This window comes from Micromonospora purpureochromogenes (assembly GCF_900091515.1).
Classification (GTDB): Bacteria; Actinomycetota; Actinomycetes; order Mycobacteriales; family Micromonosporaceae; genus Micromonospora; species Micromonospora purpureochromogenes.
In genome coordinates, this window is record NZ_LT607410.1 from 5315951 (window position 1) to 5332912 (window position 16962).

Genomic DNA, 16962 nt, shown 5'->3' on the forward strand with positions numbered 1-16962 from the left:
AAGCATGGCCCGGTGCAGCCACACACCCTTCGGGTCTTCCGCACCGTCGCCGAGCACGGCTCCATCACGGCCGCGGCCCGGACTCTCCGCTACACCCAGTCGGCGGTGTCCCGGCAGATTGCCGCGCTGGAAGCCGACATCGGCTGCCCGCTGTTCGACCGGTTGCCCCGTGGCGTCGCCCTCACCGAGCACGGCCGGTGCCTGCTCGGCCATGCCACGGCGGTGCTCGACCGGCTCGACACCGCGCGTCGGGACATGGCCGCACTGCGCGACCTGACCGCCGGCCGGCTCCGGGTCGGCGCCTTTCCCACGGCGGTCGCCGCGCTCGTGCCGCGCGCTCTGGCGACGTTCCGCTCCGACCATCCCGACGTGGCCCTCTCCCTGGTCGAGGGGCTGACGCCCCGCCTGCTGGAACGCCTCGTCGACGGCGACGCCGACGTGGCGGTGCTCAGCGCCGCACCGGATCAGCCGCTGGACAGCGAGCGGGTGGACCTGCACCACCTCCTCGATGAGGCCGTGCTGGTGGCGGTGCCCCGGGCGCACCGGCTCGCCCGACGGCGCACCGTCCGGCTGCGCGAGCTGGCCGACGATCCGTTCATCGCCGGTTCGGCCACCGCGGAGGAGACCCTGCTGCGCGCCACCCTGCCCACTGGCTTCCGACCCAGGATCGACATCGTGGCCGCCGAGTGGACCGGCAAGCTCGGCTGTGTGGCGGCCGGCCTGGGCGTCGCCCTGGTCCCGGCCCTGGCCGTCCGGGCCGCCCCGCCCGATCTGGCGCTGCTGCGCGTACACCCCGACGACGCGTCCGTCCGGCGGATCTTCGCCGCCACCGTCGCCGGCCGCAGCCGACCTCCGGCGGTACGGCGGTTCCTCACCCACCTCGACACGGCAGCGGCCGGTCTCAGGTGACGTCCGCAGCGGACCGTCCGGCGTGGCCCGGCGGCCGGGAGGACGCCGGTCAGTCGGCCTCGACGACGACCAGCTCGCCGACCTGCTCGCCGATCTGCCGGCGCCCCTCCGGCGGCAGCTTCGCGTCGGTGATCAGCACGTCGGCCTCCTCCAGCGGGGAGATGGTGGCGATGCCGATGGTCTCCCACTTGGTGTGGTCGGCCAGCACGACCAGCCGCCGGGCGGCGCTGATCAGCCGCCGGTTGACCGCCGCCTCCAGCAGGTTGGGCGTGGTGAAGCCGGTCCGCGGGCTCATCCCGTGCACGCCGAGAAAGAGCAGGTCGACGTTGAGGGCACTGATCGCCGCCTCGGCGACCGGGCCGGTCAGCGCGTCCGACGGGGTGCGGATGCCGCCGGTGAGCACCACGGTCTGGTCGGCGCGCGGGTTCTGGTAGAGCGCGTCGGCGACCGGGATCGAGTTGGTCACCACGGTCAGCCCGCGTACGTCGGCGAGCATGGTGGCCAGCGCGGCGGTGGTCGTACCGGCGGAGAGGGCGATCGCCATGCCGGGCTCCACCATGCCGGCGGCGTGCTCGGCGATGGCCCGCTTCTCCCCCTGCTGGCGGATCGACTTGGCGGCGAAGCCCGGCTCCTCGGCCGAGCCGGGCCCGGCCAGGGTCGCCCCGCCGTGCACCTTGTCGATCAGCCCTCGCTCGGCGAGCACCTCCAGGTCCCGCCGGATGGTCATGTCGGACACCCCGAACCGGCTCACCAGGTGGCTGACCCGCACGCCGCCGCGCTGCCGGATCAGTTCGAGGATGGCGGTCTGCCGTTGCTGGGCGAGCATCGAGCCTCCTAACCGGGCGGACGGGGAAACGGTACGCAGGTCAGGCCGTCGCCGTCGGCTCGCCGAGCGGAACCGCACCGACGTGTCCCTCCCGGACCACCGCCACCTCGCCGGCCGGCACGCGCAGCTCACCGGTGCAGCGTGCGCCGCCGAGCAGCTCGGTGCCGGTGACGTCGAGCCGGACCTCGGCGTCGGTGTGGTTGATGACGAAGAGCCAGGACCGGTCGCCGTCGCGGCGGCGGACCACCTCGACGCCGGTCGGCGCGGCCACCGGGGGACGCGCCCCCGCCTCGGCGAGCAGCCGGGCCACCAGCCGGTCGGTGGCCGCCTCGTCCAGTCGGGTGCCGACGTACCAGGCGGTGCCCCGGCCCACCCGGTGCCGGGTGAGGGCGGCGACGCCGGGCAGCGGCCCGTCGGCGTACGAGGCGAGCACCTCGGCGCCCTCCGGGTGCAGCCACTCCGTCCACACGTCGGCGGTGGCGCCGTCGTCGAGGCGTACCCGCTCACCTTCGCGCAGCGGGAAGAACTCCTCGGTGCGGACGCCGAGCAGGTCGCGGAACGCTCCCGGGTACCCGCCGAGGCGGATGTGGTCATGCTCGTCGACGATGCCGCTGAAGTAGGTGACCAGGGCGGTGCCGCCGCCGTCGACGTACCGGCGCAGGGCCTCGGCGTCGGCGTCGCGGACCAGGTAGAGGGTCGGCACGAGGACCAGCTGGTAGCCGCTGAGGTCGGCCGAGGGGTGCACCACGTCGGTGGTGACGCCGGCCCGCCAGAGCGCGCCGTAGAGCGCCCGGAGCCGGTCGGCGTAGGTGACGTCGACGCTGGGGTGCGAGTCGAGCTCGACCCCCCACCAGGCCTCCCAGTCGAACAGGATCGCCACCTCGGCGTCGACCCGGCTGCCGCGCACCTCGGCGAGGGCCTTCAGGTCGGCCCCGAGCTGGCACACCTCGCGGAACACCTTGGTGTCCGGGCCGGCGTGCGGCACCAGCGCGGAGTGGAACTTCTCCGCCCCGGCGCGGGAGGCCCGCCACTGGAAGAACAGCACCCCGTCGGCGCCGCGCGCCACGTGCGCCAGGCTGTTGCGGCGCAGCTGGCCGGCGGTCTTGGCGACGTTGCGCGGCTGCCAGTTGACCGCGCTGGTGGAGTGCTCCATCAGCAACCACGGTTCGCCGCCGGCGACGCCGCGGGTATGGTCGGCGGCGAGCGCCAGGCCGAGGTGCGACAGCGGGTCGGCGGCGGTGAGGTAGTGGTCGTTGGAGACCACGTCCACGTCGGACGCCCAGGAGTGGTAGTCCAGGTACTTGATCCCGGTGCCGATCATGAAGTTCGTGGTGACCGGCTGCCGGACCAGCCGGGCGAGCACCTCCCGCTCGGCGCGCAGCTGGGCCCGCTGCTCGTCGGAGGAGAAGCGCAGGAAGTCCAGCTGCTGGGTGGGGTTGGCGAAGGTCGGCGCGCTGCGCGGCGGGTTGATCTCGGCCCAGTCGCCGTACCGCTGGCTCCAGAAGGTGGTGCCCCAGGCGGCGTTGAGGGTGTCCAGATCGCCGTAGCGCTCGCGCAGCCAGCGGCGGAACGCTTCGGCGCTGACGTCGCAGTAGCAGTGCACGTTGTGGCAGCCCAGCTCGTTGGAGATGTGCCACATCACCACGGCGGGGTGCTCGGCGTACCGGCCGGCGACCGCCTCGACCACGGCGAGCGAACGCTCCCGGAAGACCGGCGAACTGGGGCAGTACGCCTGCCGCCCGCCGGGCCACAGCACCGTGCCGTCGGCGGTGCGGGGCAGCGTCTCCGGGTGCCGGTGGGCCAGCCACGGCGGCGGGCTGGCGGTGGCGGTGGCCAGGTCGACGTTGATGCCGCCGTCGTGCAGGACGTCGAGGGCCCGGTCCAGCCAGCCGAACTCGTACCGGCCGGGGGCCGGTTCGAGCAGGGCCCAGGAGAAGATGCCGACCGAGACCAGGTCGACGCCGGCGCGGCGCATCAACGCCACGTCCTCGGCCCACACCTCCTCCGGCCACTGCTCCGGGTTGTAGTCCGCGCCGTAGAAGATGCCGTCGCCCTGCCAGGTGCCGTGCTGCCGCATGAGTGCAGAGAGTGCCCCCGAAGACTGCGCAAGTCAACACTTTCCAACATCGACTCGTTTCCAACGTTTACCACCGGGATCCCTTGTCAACACTGCGGTATCGATCCCGACCAGCCCTCTTGACACGGCCGCACGGAGGGGTAGCTTCAAGCGCCATCGGCTGTTCTTGTTCGCCAATGTTGGATCTCGGTGGATCTGTGTTGGCATTCGCGGACACGCCGGCACCTCCATCACTGACCAACCCTTGGGCGCCGCACCTCTTCATCCGCAGGAGGCACCATGTCCCGTCCCCGTACCGAAGCCGAGTACCTCGCCCGGCTCGTACCGCCCTCCGTCGCCGGCATCGGGCGGCGCTCGCTGCTCGCCGGCGCGGGCGCGGGCGCGCTGCTCGGCACCGGCCTGCTGGCCGGCTGCGGCTCCGACTCGGACTCCGGCTCGGCCAGCAAGACCGTGTCGGTCGGCTCGAACCAGTCGGACCCGAAGCCGAAGGAGGTCATCGCCAAGGTGATGGCCGGCTTCCAGACGGCCTCCGGCATCGAGCCGAAGGTCAACACGGTCGACCACAACACGTTCCAGGAGAACATCAACAACTACCTGCAGGGCAAGCCGGACGACGTGTTCATGTGGTTCGCCGGCTACCGGATGCGGTTCTTCGCCGCCAAGGGGCTGGCCGGCGACCTCAGCGACGTCTGGGGCAAGCTCTCCGGCTACTCCGACGCGTTCAAGAAGGCCTCCACCGGCGACGACGGCAAGCAGTACTTCGTGCCGGCGTCGTACTACCCGTGGGCGGTCTTCTACCGCAAGTCGGTCTGGCAGCAGCGCGGGTACCAGGTGCCCAAGACGCTCGACGACCTCAACACCCTCGGCGCGCAGATGAAGAAGGACGGCCTCAACCCGATCGCCTTCGCCGACAAGGACGGCTGGCCGGCGATGGGCACCTTCGACATCCTCAACCTGCGGATCAACGGCTACCAGTTCCACGTCGACCTGATGGCCGGCAAGGAGGCCTGGACCTCCGACAAGGTGAAGAAGGTCTTCGACACCTGGAACGGGCTGCTGCCGCTGCACCAGGCCGACAGCCTGGGCCGCACCTGGCAGGAGGCCGCCCAGTCGTTGCAGCAGAAGAAGAGCGGCATGTACCTGCTCGGCCTCTTCGTCGCCCAGCAGTTCAGCAACGAAGAGCAGGACGACCTCGACTTCTTCACCTTCCCGGAGGTCGACTCGACGATCGGGGCGAAGGCCCTCGACGCGCCGATCGACGGCTACATGATGGCCCGCAAGCCGAAGTCCGAGGCGAACGCCAAGAAGCTGCTGGAGTACGTCGGCTCGAAGGCCGCCGCGGACATCACCGTGAAGAACGACCCGAGCACCCTGGTGGCCAACGGCGGCGCCGACACCGGCGGCTACACCGCCCTGCAGAAGAAGGCCGCCGAGCTGGTCGGCTCGGCCACCGAGATCGCCCAGTTCCTCGACCGCGACACCCGGCCGGACTTCGCCTCCACCGTGATCATTCCGGCTCTCCAGCAGTTCATCAAGAACCCGAAGGACATCGGCGGGCTGCTGAACAGCATCGAGAACCAGAAGAAGTCGATCTTCACCAGCTGACGGCGAGAGGGGGAGGACCTCGTGTCCGACCTGCCCCTGATCCAAGCGGATCGCGCCGTGCCGTCGCCGGCCGCGACCACCACCTCCACGGGTGGTCGCGGCCGCCGGCTACGGCTCCTGTCCCGCACCGACCGCGTGGTGATCACGCTGATGGTGCTCGTACCGCTGCTGCTCGTCGTCGCGCTGGTCTGGCTGCCGGCGCTGGCCACCGTGGCCCTCTCCGGCACCGACTGGGACGGCATCGGCCCGCTCAGCGAGATCGAGTGGGTGGGCGCTCGCAACTACTCCGACGTGGTCAACATCTACCCGCCGTTCGTGCCGGCGGTGCAGAACAACCTGCTCTGGCTGGCGGCGCTCTTCGTGGTCGCCACCCCGTTCGGGATGTTCCTCGCCGTGCTGCTGGACAAGGAGATCCGCGGCAGCCGGTTCTACCAGACCGCGCTCTACCTGCCGGTGGTGCTCTCGCTGGCGCTGATCGGCTTCGTCTGGCAGCTCATCTACTCGCGCGACCAGGGCCTGCTCAACGCCGTGCTCGGCGGCGACACCGACTGGTACGGCGACCCGAACGTCAACATCTGGGCGGTGATGTTCGCCGCCGGCTGGCGGCACGTCGGCTACATCATGCTGCTCTACCTGGCCGGCCTGAAGGGCGTCGACCCGTCGCTGCGCGAGGCCGCCGCCGTCGACGGCGCCTCGGAGACCAGCACCTTCTTCCGGGTGGTCTTCCCGGTGATGCGGCCCATCAACATCATCGTGCTGGTGGTGACGGTGATCGAGTCGCTGCGCGCGTTCGACCTGGTCTGGGTCATCAACAAGGGCCGCAACGGCCTGGAACTGCTCTCCGCGCTGGTCACCCAGAACGTGGTGGGCGAGGCCAGCCGGATCGGCTTCGGCTCGGCGCTGGCGACGATCATGCTGGTGGTCTCCCTGGTCTTCATCACCATCTACCTGGCCACCGTGATGAGGGAGGACCGGCGATGAGCGCGTCGACCATGACCCGCGAGCCGGCGGCCGACGCCCCGGCCCGGCGCCGCGCGCCGCTGCGCCCGGCCCGGGTGGTCCTGCACCTGTTCCTGGGCGTGGTGGCGATCGGGTGGCTCTTCCCGATCATCTGGGCGGTGCTGACCTCGCTCCGGTCGTACGACTACACCGCCGCGAACGGGTACGCCTCGCTCGGCGGCTGGACCTTCGACAACTACGTCACCGCCTGGCAGACCGCCGAGTTCGGCAAGCACTTCCTCAACTCGGTCTGGATCACCGTCCCGGCGGTGCTGCTGACGCTCTTCCTGGCCTCCTGCGTGGCGTTCGTGATCGCCCGGTTCAGCTGGAAACTCAACATCATCCTGCTCGGGCTCTTCACCGCGGCCAACCTGCTGCCCCAGCAGGCGCTGCTGATCCCGCTGTTCCGGCTCTTCACCGAGGTGCCGCTGCCGGAGTTCATGAGCGACTCGGAGCTGCTCTACGACAGCTACTGGGGGCTGATCCTGGTCAACGTCGCCTTCCAGTGCGGCTTCTGCGTCTTCGTGCTGAGCAACTACATGAAGGCGCTCCCCCGCGACCTGTACGAGGCGGCGATGGTCGACGGCGCGAGCGTCTGGCGGCAGTACTGGCAGGTGACCATGCCGCTGTGCCGGCCGGCCCTGGCGGCGCTGGCCACCCTGGAGGTGACCTGGATCTACAACGAGTTCTTCTGGGCCACCGTGCTGATGCGCAGCGGCGACAAGTTCCCGGTGACCAGCTCGCTGAACAACCTGCGCGGCGAGTTCTTCACCGACAACAACCTGGTCTCGGCCGGCTCGGTGCTGGTCGCCATCCCCACGTTGGTGATCTTCTTCCTGCTCCAGAAGCAGTTCGTCCGGGGGCTGACCCTCGGCGCCTCGAAGGGCTGACCTCGCCGGCCGCCCGGCCCCGTCACGATGGTGACGGGGCCGGGCGTGCCCTGACGGAGAAATGAGCGGCCATGACGAACCCGTCCGTCATCCACCTGCGTCGGGCGGCGACCAGCCTGGTGCTCGACGCGCGTGGCCCGGGCCTGCCCCGGGTCGTGCACTGGGGTGCCGACCTGGGCCCGCTGCCCGCCGACGACCTGCCCGCGCTGGTCGACGCCACCATCCCGCCGGTGGTGCCGAGCAGCTTCGACGCGCCGACGGTGCTGTCGCTGCTGCCCGAGGCGAGTGCCGGATGGAGCGGCCGGCCGGGACTCGCCGGCCACCGCGACGGCACCGCCTGGTCCACCGCCTTCCGACTCGACCGGCTCGACGTCGTCGACGACACCACGACCGGCAGTGCCGACGGGACCAGTGGCGGCGGTGCCGCCGGCCCGGAACAGGGCCGCGTGGCCCTCGGTGGTGACCCGGTGCGCGTATCCGAGGCCGACGACGACCGGGGCGGGCCCGGCGCGGCCCGGGTGACCGTGCGGGCGTCGGACCCGGCGGCGGCCCTCGCCCTCACCGTCGAGATCACCCTCGACCCGACCGGCCTGCTGACGGTGCGGCACCGGCTGCGCAACGACGGTGACGCTGCCTACGAGCTGCGCGAGCTGACTCCGGTGCTGCCGGTGCCGGCGGTCGCCAGCGAACTGCTCGACCTCACCGGACGCTGGTGCCGGGAACGCGCGCCGCAGCGGCACCCGTGGCCGATGGGCGCCTGGGTGCGGGAGGGCCGGCACGGGCGGACCGGGCACGACGCCACGCTGCTGCTGGTGGCCGGCACGCCCGGTTTCGACTTCGGCCACGGCGAGGTGTGGGCGGTGCACACCGCCTGGAGCGGCGACCACGTCACCGTCGCCGAACGCCGGCCCACCGGCGAGTCCACCCTGGGCGGCGGGGAACTCCTCGCCCCCGGCGAGATCGTGCTCGCCCCCGGCGAGGAGTACGCCACTCCCCTGCTGTACGCGGTGCACTCCGCCGCCGGCCTGGACGGGCTCAGCGACGTGCTGCACCGCCACCTGCGGGCCAGGCCCGAGCACCCGGGCACGCCCCGACCGGTCACCCTGAACGTCTGGGAGGCCGTCTACTTCGACCACGACCTGGCCCGGCTCACCGCGCTGGCCGACCGGGCCGCCGAGGTGGGCGTGGAGCGGTTCGTGCTCGACGACGGCTGGTTCCGGGGCCGCCGGCACGACCGGGCCGGCCTGGGCGACTGGTACGTCGACGACGGGGTCTGGCCGGACGGGCTGCAACCGCTGATCGACCACGTGCGCGGGCACGGGATGCAGTTCGGGCTCTGGGTCGAGCCGGAGATGGTCAATCCCGACTCCGACCTGTTCCGCGCGCACCCGGACTGGGTGCTCGCCGCGCCCGGCCGGCTGCCACCCGAATGGCGCCACCAGCAGGTGCTCGACCTGGCCCACCCGGAGGCGTACGAGCACCTGCTCGGCCGGCTCGACGCCCTGTTGGCCGGGCACGACGGCATCGCGTACCTGAAGTGGGACCACAACCGCGACCTCACCGAGGCCGGGCACCGGGGCCGGCCGGGGGTGCACGCGCAGACCGTGGCGGTCTACCGGCTGCTCGACGAGCTGCGCCGCCGGCATCCCGGCGTGGAGATCGAGAGCTGCTCCTCCGGCGGGGCGCGGGTCGACCTGGAGATCCTGCGCCGCACCGACCGGGTCTGGGCCAGCGACTGCAACGACGCACTGGAACGGCTCGCCATCCAACGCTGGACCGGGCTGCTGCTCCCGCCCGAGCTGGTCGGCACCCACATCGGACCGGAGCGCTCGCACACCACCCACCGGGTGCACGACCTCGGCTTCCGGGCCGTCACCGCGCTCTTCGGCCACCACGGCATCGAGTGGGACATCGGGTCGATCGACGCCGCTCAGCGCGCCGAGCTGGCCGCCTGGGTCGCCCTGCACAAGCGGCTCCGCCCGCTGCTGCACTCCGGCCGGGTGGTCCGGGTCGACCACCCGGACCTGGCCGTGCAGGCCCACGGCGTCATCGCCCACGACGGCTCCCAGGCGGTGTACGCGGTGTCCCGCCTGACCACCTCCGCCGCGCAGGTCCCCGGAGCGGTGCGCCTGCCGGGCCTGGACCCGGCCCGCCGCTACTCGGTCCGCCCGCCGGCGGGCCTGCCCGAGCCGGCGGTGCTGCAGCTGACCGAGCCCGGCTGGCTGCCGAAGGGGATCACCCTCAGCGGGGCGGTGCTGGGCACGGTCGGGGTGCAACTGCCCGCCCTGCACCCGGAACAGGCGCTGCTGCTGGAGGTCACCGCGGTCGGCTGAGAAAGTTCGGAATTTCTTCCGCGCAGATGTAGAGAACCGGAGCGGCGGCTTCTACCTACGGGTGCAAGCACCGAGAATCGGTGCTCGGACGTGAGGAGCCAGCCGTGAAGTACATGCTGCTGATGCAGTTCAGCGCCGCCGGTACCGACTTCCCCTCGATCGACACCTGGACGCCGGACGAGATCGCCGCGCACATCGGGTTCATGCGGGAGGTGAACGGCAAGCTCTCCGCCTCCGGCGAGTGGGTCCAGGCCGAGGGGCTGGGCGGGCCGCAGCAGGCACGCATCGTCCGGGCCGGCGCGGGCGGCGCGCCGGTGGTCACCGAGGGGCCCTTCGCCGAGACCAAGGAGTTCCTCGCCGGCTGGTGGATCCTCGACTGCGAGACCCCGCAGCGGGCGGTCGAGATCGCCGCGCACATCTCCACCGCGCCCGGCCCCGGCGGCCGGCCGCTCAACATGCCGATCGAGGTCCACCCGGTGATGTCGGCCCCGACGCAGGAGCTGTGACGACTGGACACCCCGGACCACACCGTCGAGGACCTGCTGCGCGAACTGGCGCCGCAGGTCCTCGGCGTGCTCGCCCGCCGTTTCGGTGACTTCGCCACCGCCGAGGACGCCGTCCAGGAGGCGCTGCTCGACGCGGCCACCCAGTGGCCCGCCGAGGGCCTGCCGGACAACCCGCGCGGCTGGCTGGTGCAGGTCGCGTACCGGCGGATGATCGAGCTGGTCCGGGCCGAGACGGCCCGGCGCGAGCGGGAGGACCGCGCCGCCCGGCGGGAGCCCGACCGGCGGGGTGCCGCCCCGGCGGCGGACGAGTCGCTGGCCACGGACCGGGACGACACCCTGGTGCTGCTCTTCCTCTGCTGCCATCCCACGCTGTCGACCGCGTCGGCGATCGCGCTGACGCTGCGCGCCGTCGGCGGGCTCAGCACCGCCGAGATCGCCCGGGCGTTCCTGGTGCCCGAGGCCACCATGGCCCAGCGGATCAGCCGCGCCAAGCAGCGCATCCGGGACTCCGGGGTGCCGTTCCGGCTGCCCGACCAGCGGGAGCGGCAGGAGCGGCTGGCCACCGTGCTGCACGTGCTCTATCTGATCTTCACCGAGGGACACACCGCCACCCTCGGCCCTGACCTGCGCCGGGTCGACCTGTCGGAGGAGGCGGTCCGGCTGACCCGGGCCATGCACACCCTGCTGCCCGACGACAGCGAGGTCGCCGGGCTGCTGGCGCTGATGCTGCTCACCGACGCCCGGGCCGCCGCCCGCACCGGCCCGTCCGGCGAGCTGATCTCGCTGGCCGATCAGGACCGGTCCCGCTGGGACGCGACCGCGATCGCCGAGGGCACCGCGCTGGTCACCCGGGCGATGGCCCGGGGGCCGGTCGGGCCGTACCAGCTCCAGGCCGCCATCGCCGCGCTGCACGACGAGGCGCCGACCGCCGAGGCCACTGACTGGCCGCAGATCCTGGCCCTCTACCAGGTGCTCGAACGGCTCTCCGGCAATCCGGTGGTGGCGCTCAACCGGGCGGTGGCGACGGCCATGGTGGAGGGTCCGGAGGCGGGCCTCGCCGCGCTCGCCACCCTCGCCGCCGACCCCCGGCTGACCGGGCACCACCGGCTCGACGCGGCCCGGGCCCATTTGTACGAGATGGCCGGGGACCGGGACCGGGCCGTCGCGCACTACCGGGCGGCGGCCGGCGGCACGACCAGCCTGCCCGAGCAGCACTACCTGCGGATACGGGCCGCCCGGCTGGCCGGCGGCTGACCCGCGTACCGGGCGCGGTACCCGGGAGGGGTGGCCGGGTCCGCGCGGACCCGGCCACCGGTGGTACGACCCGGTCAGCTCGCGGTGCAGGTCACCGCGGGCGCCGGGTTGCTGCCGTTCCAGCTGGCGATGAAGCCGAAGCTGGTGCTGGCGCCGGCGCCGAGCCGGCCGTTGTAGTCGACGTTGCGGGCGGTGTACGCCGCACCGGAGCTGCTCAGCGCGGCATTCCAGGACTGGCTGACCGTCTGGCCCCCGGTGAAGGTCCATTTCGTCGTCCAGCCGGTGATGGCGGCCGAGCCGGCGCTCACCTTGACCTCACCCTGGAAGCCGCCCTGCCACTGGTTGACGATGGTGTAGCTGGCCGTGCAGCCGCCGGGCGGAGGCGTCGTGGGCGGAGGCGTGGTCGGGGTGGGGGTCGTCGGCGTCGGTGTGCTGCCGGAGTAGACCGAGGCCTCCCTGGCGGTCGCCTTGATGCCGTTGGCGCCGTTGAAGATCCGCTGACCCCAGCTGGTCAGCTGGGCCGGGTCGAAGTTGGTGGCCATGTCGAGGTACTCGACGCCGCCGCCGTTGCCGCTCCACGACCAGCCGAGCCAGCCGATCCGGTTGGCCTGGCTGTAGGAGAGGATGGTGTCCTCGTCCGGGTTGCCGTCGGAGTGGTTGAAGCCGAACTCGCCGACCACGATGGGCAGCCCGGCGCTGCGGAACCGGCCGAGGTAGTCGGTGATCTCGGCGGCGGTGTCGAAGACGCCGTACATGTGGATCGAGAAGACGGTGTTCTTCGCCGGGTCGGCGTTGAACACCGTCGCCGCGTTGTCCCGCATGGTGAAGGACCAGTCCTGGCCCCAGTTCGGGGCGTCCACCATGATCGTGTGGGCGAGGCCGCCGGCGCGCAGCCGCTTGACCGCGTTGGCGCTGTCGGTGGCCCAGGTCGCGTACCCCTGGTTGCCGTACGGCTCGTTGCCGATGTTGACGATGACGTACCTCTCCTGGCCGTTGAGCGCGTCGGCGATGCTCAGCCAGTAGTCGACCGCCCGGTCCAGGCTGATCGCCCCGCTCTGCTCGCCGTAGCCGGTGGTGTCGTGCACCTCCAGCACGCAGATCAGCCGGTTGGCCTTGCAGAGCGAGATGACGTTGCTGACGTCGGCGGCGCTGTTCTTGGCCCAGCGGTCGCCGCTGGCCAGCACCACCCGGACGCTGTTCGCGCCCAACGCCTTCACGTTGGCGAACGAGCTGGTCTGCTGCGGGTACCAGGTGTGGGCATGGTTGACGCCGCGCATGACGAACTCGGTGCCTCCTGCGTCGTAGAGCCGGCCGTTGGCGACCGAGAACCCGGCGGCGGCGTGGGCCGGCTGGACGAAGGCGAAGACGGCGGCGAGAACGGTGAGCAGGGCGGCGCCGGCGACGGAGAGTCGCTTTCCCATGGCATTCCTCAGGAGTGTCGACCCCGTTGCCCTGGCGGGGTTGCGGTGGTTGGTGACGGTCGTGGCGGCTGTAGCCCGGCAGCCGCCACTCGACTCCCTGGTCGTGCGCAGGGATCAGCGTAGGACGATGCGATCGGGAAAGCAACCGGTTAAGTAGATGGCACGCTCGGCGGGAAGGCCTGTGGCGGCCCACGTCGACCGCAGGCCGCCACAGGGGCGGTCACCCCACCACAGGATGTGTCGCCACCGGCTCTGAACCGGTTAAGCGGGACCCTAGGCCCAATCTCGCGCCCCGGTCAAGGGCGGTCGCCGCACCGACCGGCGAGGGTCACCGCCACGGGTGACGGCCGCGCCAGAACGGGACGGGCGGGGTTGACCGGCACCGGGCGGGGTATCCCGTGACGATCGTGGGGCGGAAGGAGAAACCAGGATGGTCACCGTCGGCTACACCCTGATGTGCGAGCAGGCCGGCCCGAAGCAACTGGTCGACTACGCGGTGCGGGCGGAGGCGGCCGGCTTCGAGCAGCTGGTGATCTCCGACCACTACTACCCGTGGCTGGACTCCCAGGGCCACTCCCCGTACGCCTGGTCGGTGCTCGGCGCGGTCGCGCACGCCACCAGCCGCGCCGAGCTGATGTCCTTCGTGACCTGCCCGATCCTGCGCTACCACCCGGCCGTCGTGGCGCAGAAGGCCAGCACCCTCGGCGCGCTCTCCGACGGCCGGTTCACCCTCGGCCTCGGCGCCGGCGAGAACCTCAACGAGCACGTGGTCGGCGGCTGGCCGCACGTGCAGCAGCGGCACGAGATGTTCGAGGAGGCGTTGCAGATCATCCGGCCGCTGCTCAACGGCGAGACGCTGACCTTCTCCGGCAACCACTTCGACGTCCCCGAGGCGTACCTGTGGGACCGGCCGGACGAGCCCGTCGGAATGGCCGTCGCGGCCTCCGGGCCGTCGTCGGCCGCGCTCGCCGCCGAGTACGCCGACGGCATCGTCGCCACCGAACCCGACCGCCGGATCATCCAGCTCTACGACGACGCGGGCGGCGCCGGCCAGCCCCGCTACGGCCAGGTGGCCATCTGCTACGGCCCGGACGAGGCGGAGTGCCGCAAGCTCGTGCACGACCAGTTCCGCTGGTTCGGCATGGGCTGGAAGGTCAACGCCGACCTGCCCGGCCCGGAGGCGTTCGCCGCCGCCACCCAGTACGTCCGCGAGGAGGACGTCGCCGAGGGCATCCCCTGCGGCCCCGACGTCGACCGGCACGTCGAGGCGTTCAAGCAGTTCGTCGACGCGGGCTTCACCCACGTGGCGATCGTGCAGGTCGGCGGCGAGACCCAGCCGATGTTCCTGGACTGGGCGCAGGAGGAACTGCTCCCCCGGCTGCGCGAACTGTGAGGCCCGGGTCGACCGCGCCCGGGCGCTTCGGGGCGTCCGAGCTGCGGCTCGCCCTGGCCGCACCCCGCCCGGCCGCCGGACTCACCAGCGAGTGGCGGCTGGTGGACGGCCTGCGGACGCACACCCGCCGCTCGCGGAACCCGGGCAGCGACGCGCCGCCGGTGGTGCTGGTGCACGGGCTCGCGGTGTCGCACCGCTACCTCACCCCGCTGGCCGTCGCGCTCTCGGCCACCCATCCGGTGTACGTGCCGGACCTGCCCGGCTTCGGGCTGACCGAGCGCCCCGGGCGGGCGTACGACGTCGGCCGGCACGCCGCGTTCCTGGCGGCCTGGCTGGCCGCGTACCGGCTGCCGCCCGCCTGCCTGGTGGGGCACTCGTTCGGCGCGGAGGTCGTCGCCGCGCTGGCGGCCCGCCGGCCCGGGACGGTCCGGGCGCTGGTGCTGGCCGGCCCGACCAGCGACCCGGCCGCCCGGTCCCGCCGCGGGCTGGTCGGCCGCTGGCTGCTGGACACCGTGGCGGAGGCGCCGCTGCAGGCACCCGTCCTGCTCCGCGACGTCTGGGACGCCCGCCCCTGGCGGGTCGCCGCCACCGTGTCGCACTCCGTCCACAACCGGGTGGAGGAGGACCTGGTCCGGGTCGCCGCGCCGACCCTGGTGCTGGCCGGCGCCCGGGACACCGTGGTGCCACCGGCCTGGCGGGCCCAGGTGACCCGGCTGATCCCCCACGCCCGGGCGGCGACCGTGCCCGGCGCCGCGCACAACGTGGTCACCACCGCACCCCGCCAGGTGGCCGACGCGATCCGTGCCCTGCTCACCCCCGACCCTGACAAGGTGGACCCATGCGCATCGGAAACACGGAGGTCCGATTCCTCGGCGGCGGCCTCGGCTGCCTGCTGATGATCCTCTTCTCGATCCTCGCCTCGGTCGTGCTGACGGTGCTGCTCAACGTGATCCTCTGAGCACGGCCCGCTGCCGCGTTCAGAGGGGGCGCCAGCTCGTCGGATCGGTGGGATCGGCGACCAGGCGGATGGCGGCGGCCAGACGGAGGGCTGCGGAGCGGCCACCCAACGCCACGAGGCCGGCCGAGGACTCGGAGCCGACGTCGACGACGCAGTCGCGGCAGCCGGGCACCTGCGCGACCCGGTAGGCGCCCAGGCCCTTCGGCCCGTCCACCGCCGCGGCGACCCGGCCGTCCACCCGGAGCTTGGAGCGGCCCAGTTCACTGCCGCCCCTGCCCCACATCCCGTTGCTCACGCCGATCGAAAGGTCGCTCACGTTCGGCTGGTCCCCGCCCGGCATCCGGTAGTACGCGGTCGCGTTCAGCCACCTGCCCTCCCAGGTGCGCAGCTCCATGCCGGCCAGCGTGGCGCGGGACGGGACGTCGACCGGCCGGAACGGTACGGTGACGCGCTCGTCCTGCCAGGTCAGCCCGGCCGCGACCTGACGCGCGACCTCCTCCGGCCGGGCCATGCTCCAGACGGTGACGGAGATCCAGCCGCCCGGGGCGTACTGCCACGACAGCAGCATCTGCGTCCGGTCGCCGTGCAGGTACGCCGGATGCCCGTCCACCGACGCGACCGGTCTGCCGGGAGCCTCCGTCGCGGGCACCTGGCCCGTCAGCCCGGAGCCGAGCTGCGGCGAGAAGATGTCCACTCCCCGCGCGCCCATCCGGACCGTGACCGAGCCGGCGACGGCCATCATCGATCCCGGCTCCACCGGGCCGCCCTCCTCCAGCGGGTCGGGCACGTTCGCCTCGGCCGACAGGATCGTGGCGTCGGTGCGGGTCGCCTGGTGGATGGCGCCCGGCGGCAACCACCCGAGCCGGAACGACCGCCGGGTCGGGTCGAACCGCGCCGGCGCCACCGTCGGCGCCCTGCCCCGGGTGGTGACGGGGCCGACCAGGGCGGCGGTGGATCGGGACGGGGTCGCGACGGCACGGCTCGGGGCGACCCGCTCGGGCGACCGTCCCCCCTGGTCGGCGGGTGTGGTGGAGCCGCCCGGCCCACCCAGCACGGCGGCCGACCCCAGCAGTACGACGGCGGCGACCGCCGCGACGGCGGCCACCGCCGACCGGCGCCGGCGTCGCACCACCCGCTCCCCCGCGACCAGCAGCGTCTGCGCCGGCACCCCACCGGCCGGCAGGTCGTCCGCCGCCCGGGCCAACAGCGACCGGACCTCCGCTTCCTCGTTCCGGTTCACCGGTTCACCTCCGTCCCGTCGCCCAGCGGCAGCCGCCGGCGCAGCGCGGCCAGCCCCCGCGCCGTCTGGCTCTTCACGTTCCCGGTCGAACAGCCGAGCACCTCGGCGGTCTGCTCCACGCTGAGGTCTGCGTAGAAGCGCAGCACCAGCACCACCCGCTGGCCGGGCGGCACCGCCGCCAGCGCGGCCCGCACCGCCACCGCGTCCACGACGGACTCGTCCGGGCCGGACGAGCCAACGCGGAACCCGGGCTCGGGTGCCCGCTCGAAGAGCTGCACGCCGAACCAGCGGGAGCGCCGCTCCTGGCGGAACGCGTTGACCAGCATCCGGTGCACGTACGCGCCGACGTCGTCGGCGCCCCGCGCCCGGCCCCACTTCACGTAGAGGCGGGTCAGGGTCTGCTGCACCACGTCGTCGGCCCGGTGCCTGTCACCGGTCAGCAGGTACGCCGTCCGTCGCAGCCTCGGTGTCGCCGCCTCGACGAACTCGACGTACTCCTGCCGTTGCGTGGCATGCATCGACCACTCCCCGTTCCCGGACGCCGGCGTCCT

At 72.6% G+C, this 16962-nt stretch carries 14 protein-coding genes; 9 read left to right on the forward strand and 5 right to left on the reverse strand.

The features are described from left to right. Positions 1-12 precede the first annotated feature (12 nt). Complete coding sequence (locus GA0074696_RS24200) at positions 13-909, forward strand: LysR family transcriptional regulator (RefSeq protein WP_231925140.1); 897 nt, start codon at positions 13-15, stop codon at positions 907-909. Positions 910-958: 49 nt separating this feature from the next. Here the strand turns inward: GA0074696_RS24200 and GA0074696_RS24205 are convergent, their stop codons facing one another. Further along, a complete protein-coding gene (locus GA0074696_RS24205) occupies positions 959-1735 on the reverse strand; it encodes a DeoR/GlpR family DNA-binding transcription regulator (protein WP_088963216.1) in 777 nt (258 codons plus the stop codon). 40 nt (positions 1736-1775) lie between these two features. After that, a complete protein-coding gene (locus GA0074696_RS24210) occupies positions 1776-3812 on the reverse strand; it encodes a beta-galactosidase (protein ID WP_088963217.1) in 2037 nt (678 codons plus the stop codon). 279 nt (positions 3813-4091) lie between these two features. On the opposite strand from GA0074696_RS24210, the gene GA0074696_RS24215 reads away from it, so the two are divergent. The 6 genes from GA0074696_RS24215 (at position 4092) to GA0074696_RS24240 (ending at position 11399) form a co-directional block, all read left to right on the forward strand. Then, the gene (locus GA0074696_RS24215) at positions 4092-5417 is read left to right on the forward strand and encodes an ABC transporter substrate-binding protein (protein ID WP_088963218.1); all 1326 of its coding nucleotides are present in this window, start codon (positions 4092-4094) and stop codon (positions 5415-5417) included. Between the two features lie 21 nt (positions 5418-5438). Continuing rightward, positions 5439-6398 carry a carbohydrate ABC transporter permease gene (locus tag GA0074696_RS24220; RefSeq protein WP_088963219.1) on the forward strand — a complete coding sequence of 320 codons (960 nt, stop codon included), beginning with the start codon at positions 5439-5441 and terminating at the stop codon, positions 6396-6398. Next, positions 6395-7306, forward strand: coding sequence for a carbohydrate ABC transporter permease (locus tag GA0074696_RS24225; RefSeq protein ID WP_172894414.1), 912 nt, complete (start codon positions 6395-6397; stop codon positions 7304-7306). Before GA0074696_RS24220 ends, GA0074696_RS24225 begins: the two co-directional genes overlap by 4 nt. A gap of 71 nt (positions 7307-7377) precedes the next feature. After that, complete coding sequence (locus GA0074696_RS24230) at positions 7378-9639, forward strand: alpha-galactosidase (RefSeq protein ID WP_088963220.1); 2262 nt, start codon at positions 7378-7380, stop codon at positions 9637-9639. Between the two features lie 113 nt (positions 9640-9752). Continuing rightward, on the forward strand, positions 9753-10145 hold the full coding sequence (locus tag GA0074696_RS24235) for a YciI family protein (protein ID WP_231925481.1): 393 nt from the start codon (positions 9753-9755) through the stop codon (positions 10143-10145). A 3-nt stretch (positions 10146-10148) separates the two neighbouring features. Continuing rightward, complete coding sequence (locus GA0074696_RS24240; RefSeq protein ID WP_088963222.1) at positions 10149-11399, forward strand: RNA polymerase sigma factor; 1251 nt, start codon at positions 10149-10151, stop codon at positions 11397-11399. Between the two features lie 74 nt (positions 11400-11473). Here the strand turns inward: GA0074696_RS24240 and GA0074696_RS24245 are convergent, their stop codons facing one another. Then, positions 11474-12820: a cellulase family glycosylhydrolase gene (locus tag GA0074696_RS24245; protein ID WP_088963223.1), complete on the reverse strand. Its 1347-nt coding sequence runs from the start codon at positions 12818-12820 to the stop codon at positions 11474-11476. Between the two features lie 430 nt (positions 12821-13250). Here GA0074696_RS24245 and GA0074696_RS24250 point away from each other — a divergent pair, with 430 nt between their 5' ends. Next, entirely contained in the window at positions 13251-14213 is a 963-nt protein-coding gene (locus tag GA0074696_RS24250) for a TIGR03557 family F420-dependent LLM class oxidoreductase (protein ID WP_088963224.1), read from the forward strand. Next, a complete protein-coding gene (locus tag GA0074696_RS24255; protein WP_088963225.1) occupies positions 14210-15109 on the forward strand; it encodes an alpha/beta fold hydrolase in 900 nt (299 codons plus the stop codon). The genes GA0074696_RS24250 and GA0074696_RS24255 overlap by 4 nt, the downstream gene beginning before the upstream one ends. Before the next feature lie 81 nt (positions 15110-15190). On the opposite strand, the gene GA0074696_RS24260 is transcribed toward GA0074696_RS24255, so the two are convergent. Both GA0074696_RS24260 and GA0074696_RS24265 read right to left on the reverse strand, forming a co-directional pair. Next, entirely contained in the window at positions 15191-16411 is a 1221-nt protein-coding gene (locus GA0074696_RS24260) for a hypothetical protein (RefSeq protein WP_088963226.1), read from the reverse strand. Continuing rightward, the gene (locus tag GA0074696_RS24265) at positions 16408-16929 is read right to left on the reverse strand and encodes a SigE family RNA polymerase sigma factor (RefSeq protein ID WP_088963227.1); all 522 of its coding nucleotides are present in this window, start codon (positions 16927-16929) and stop codon (positions 16408-16410) included. Before GA0074696_RS24265 ends, GA0074696_RS24260 begins: the two co-directional genes overlap by 4 nt. Between the last annotated feature and the right edge of the window lie 33 nt (positions 16930-16962).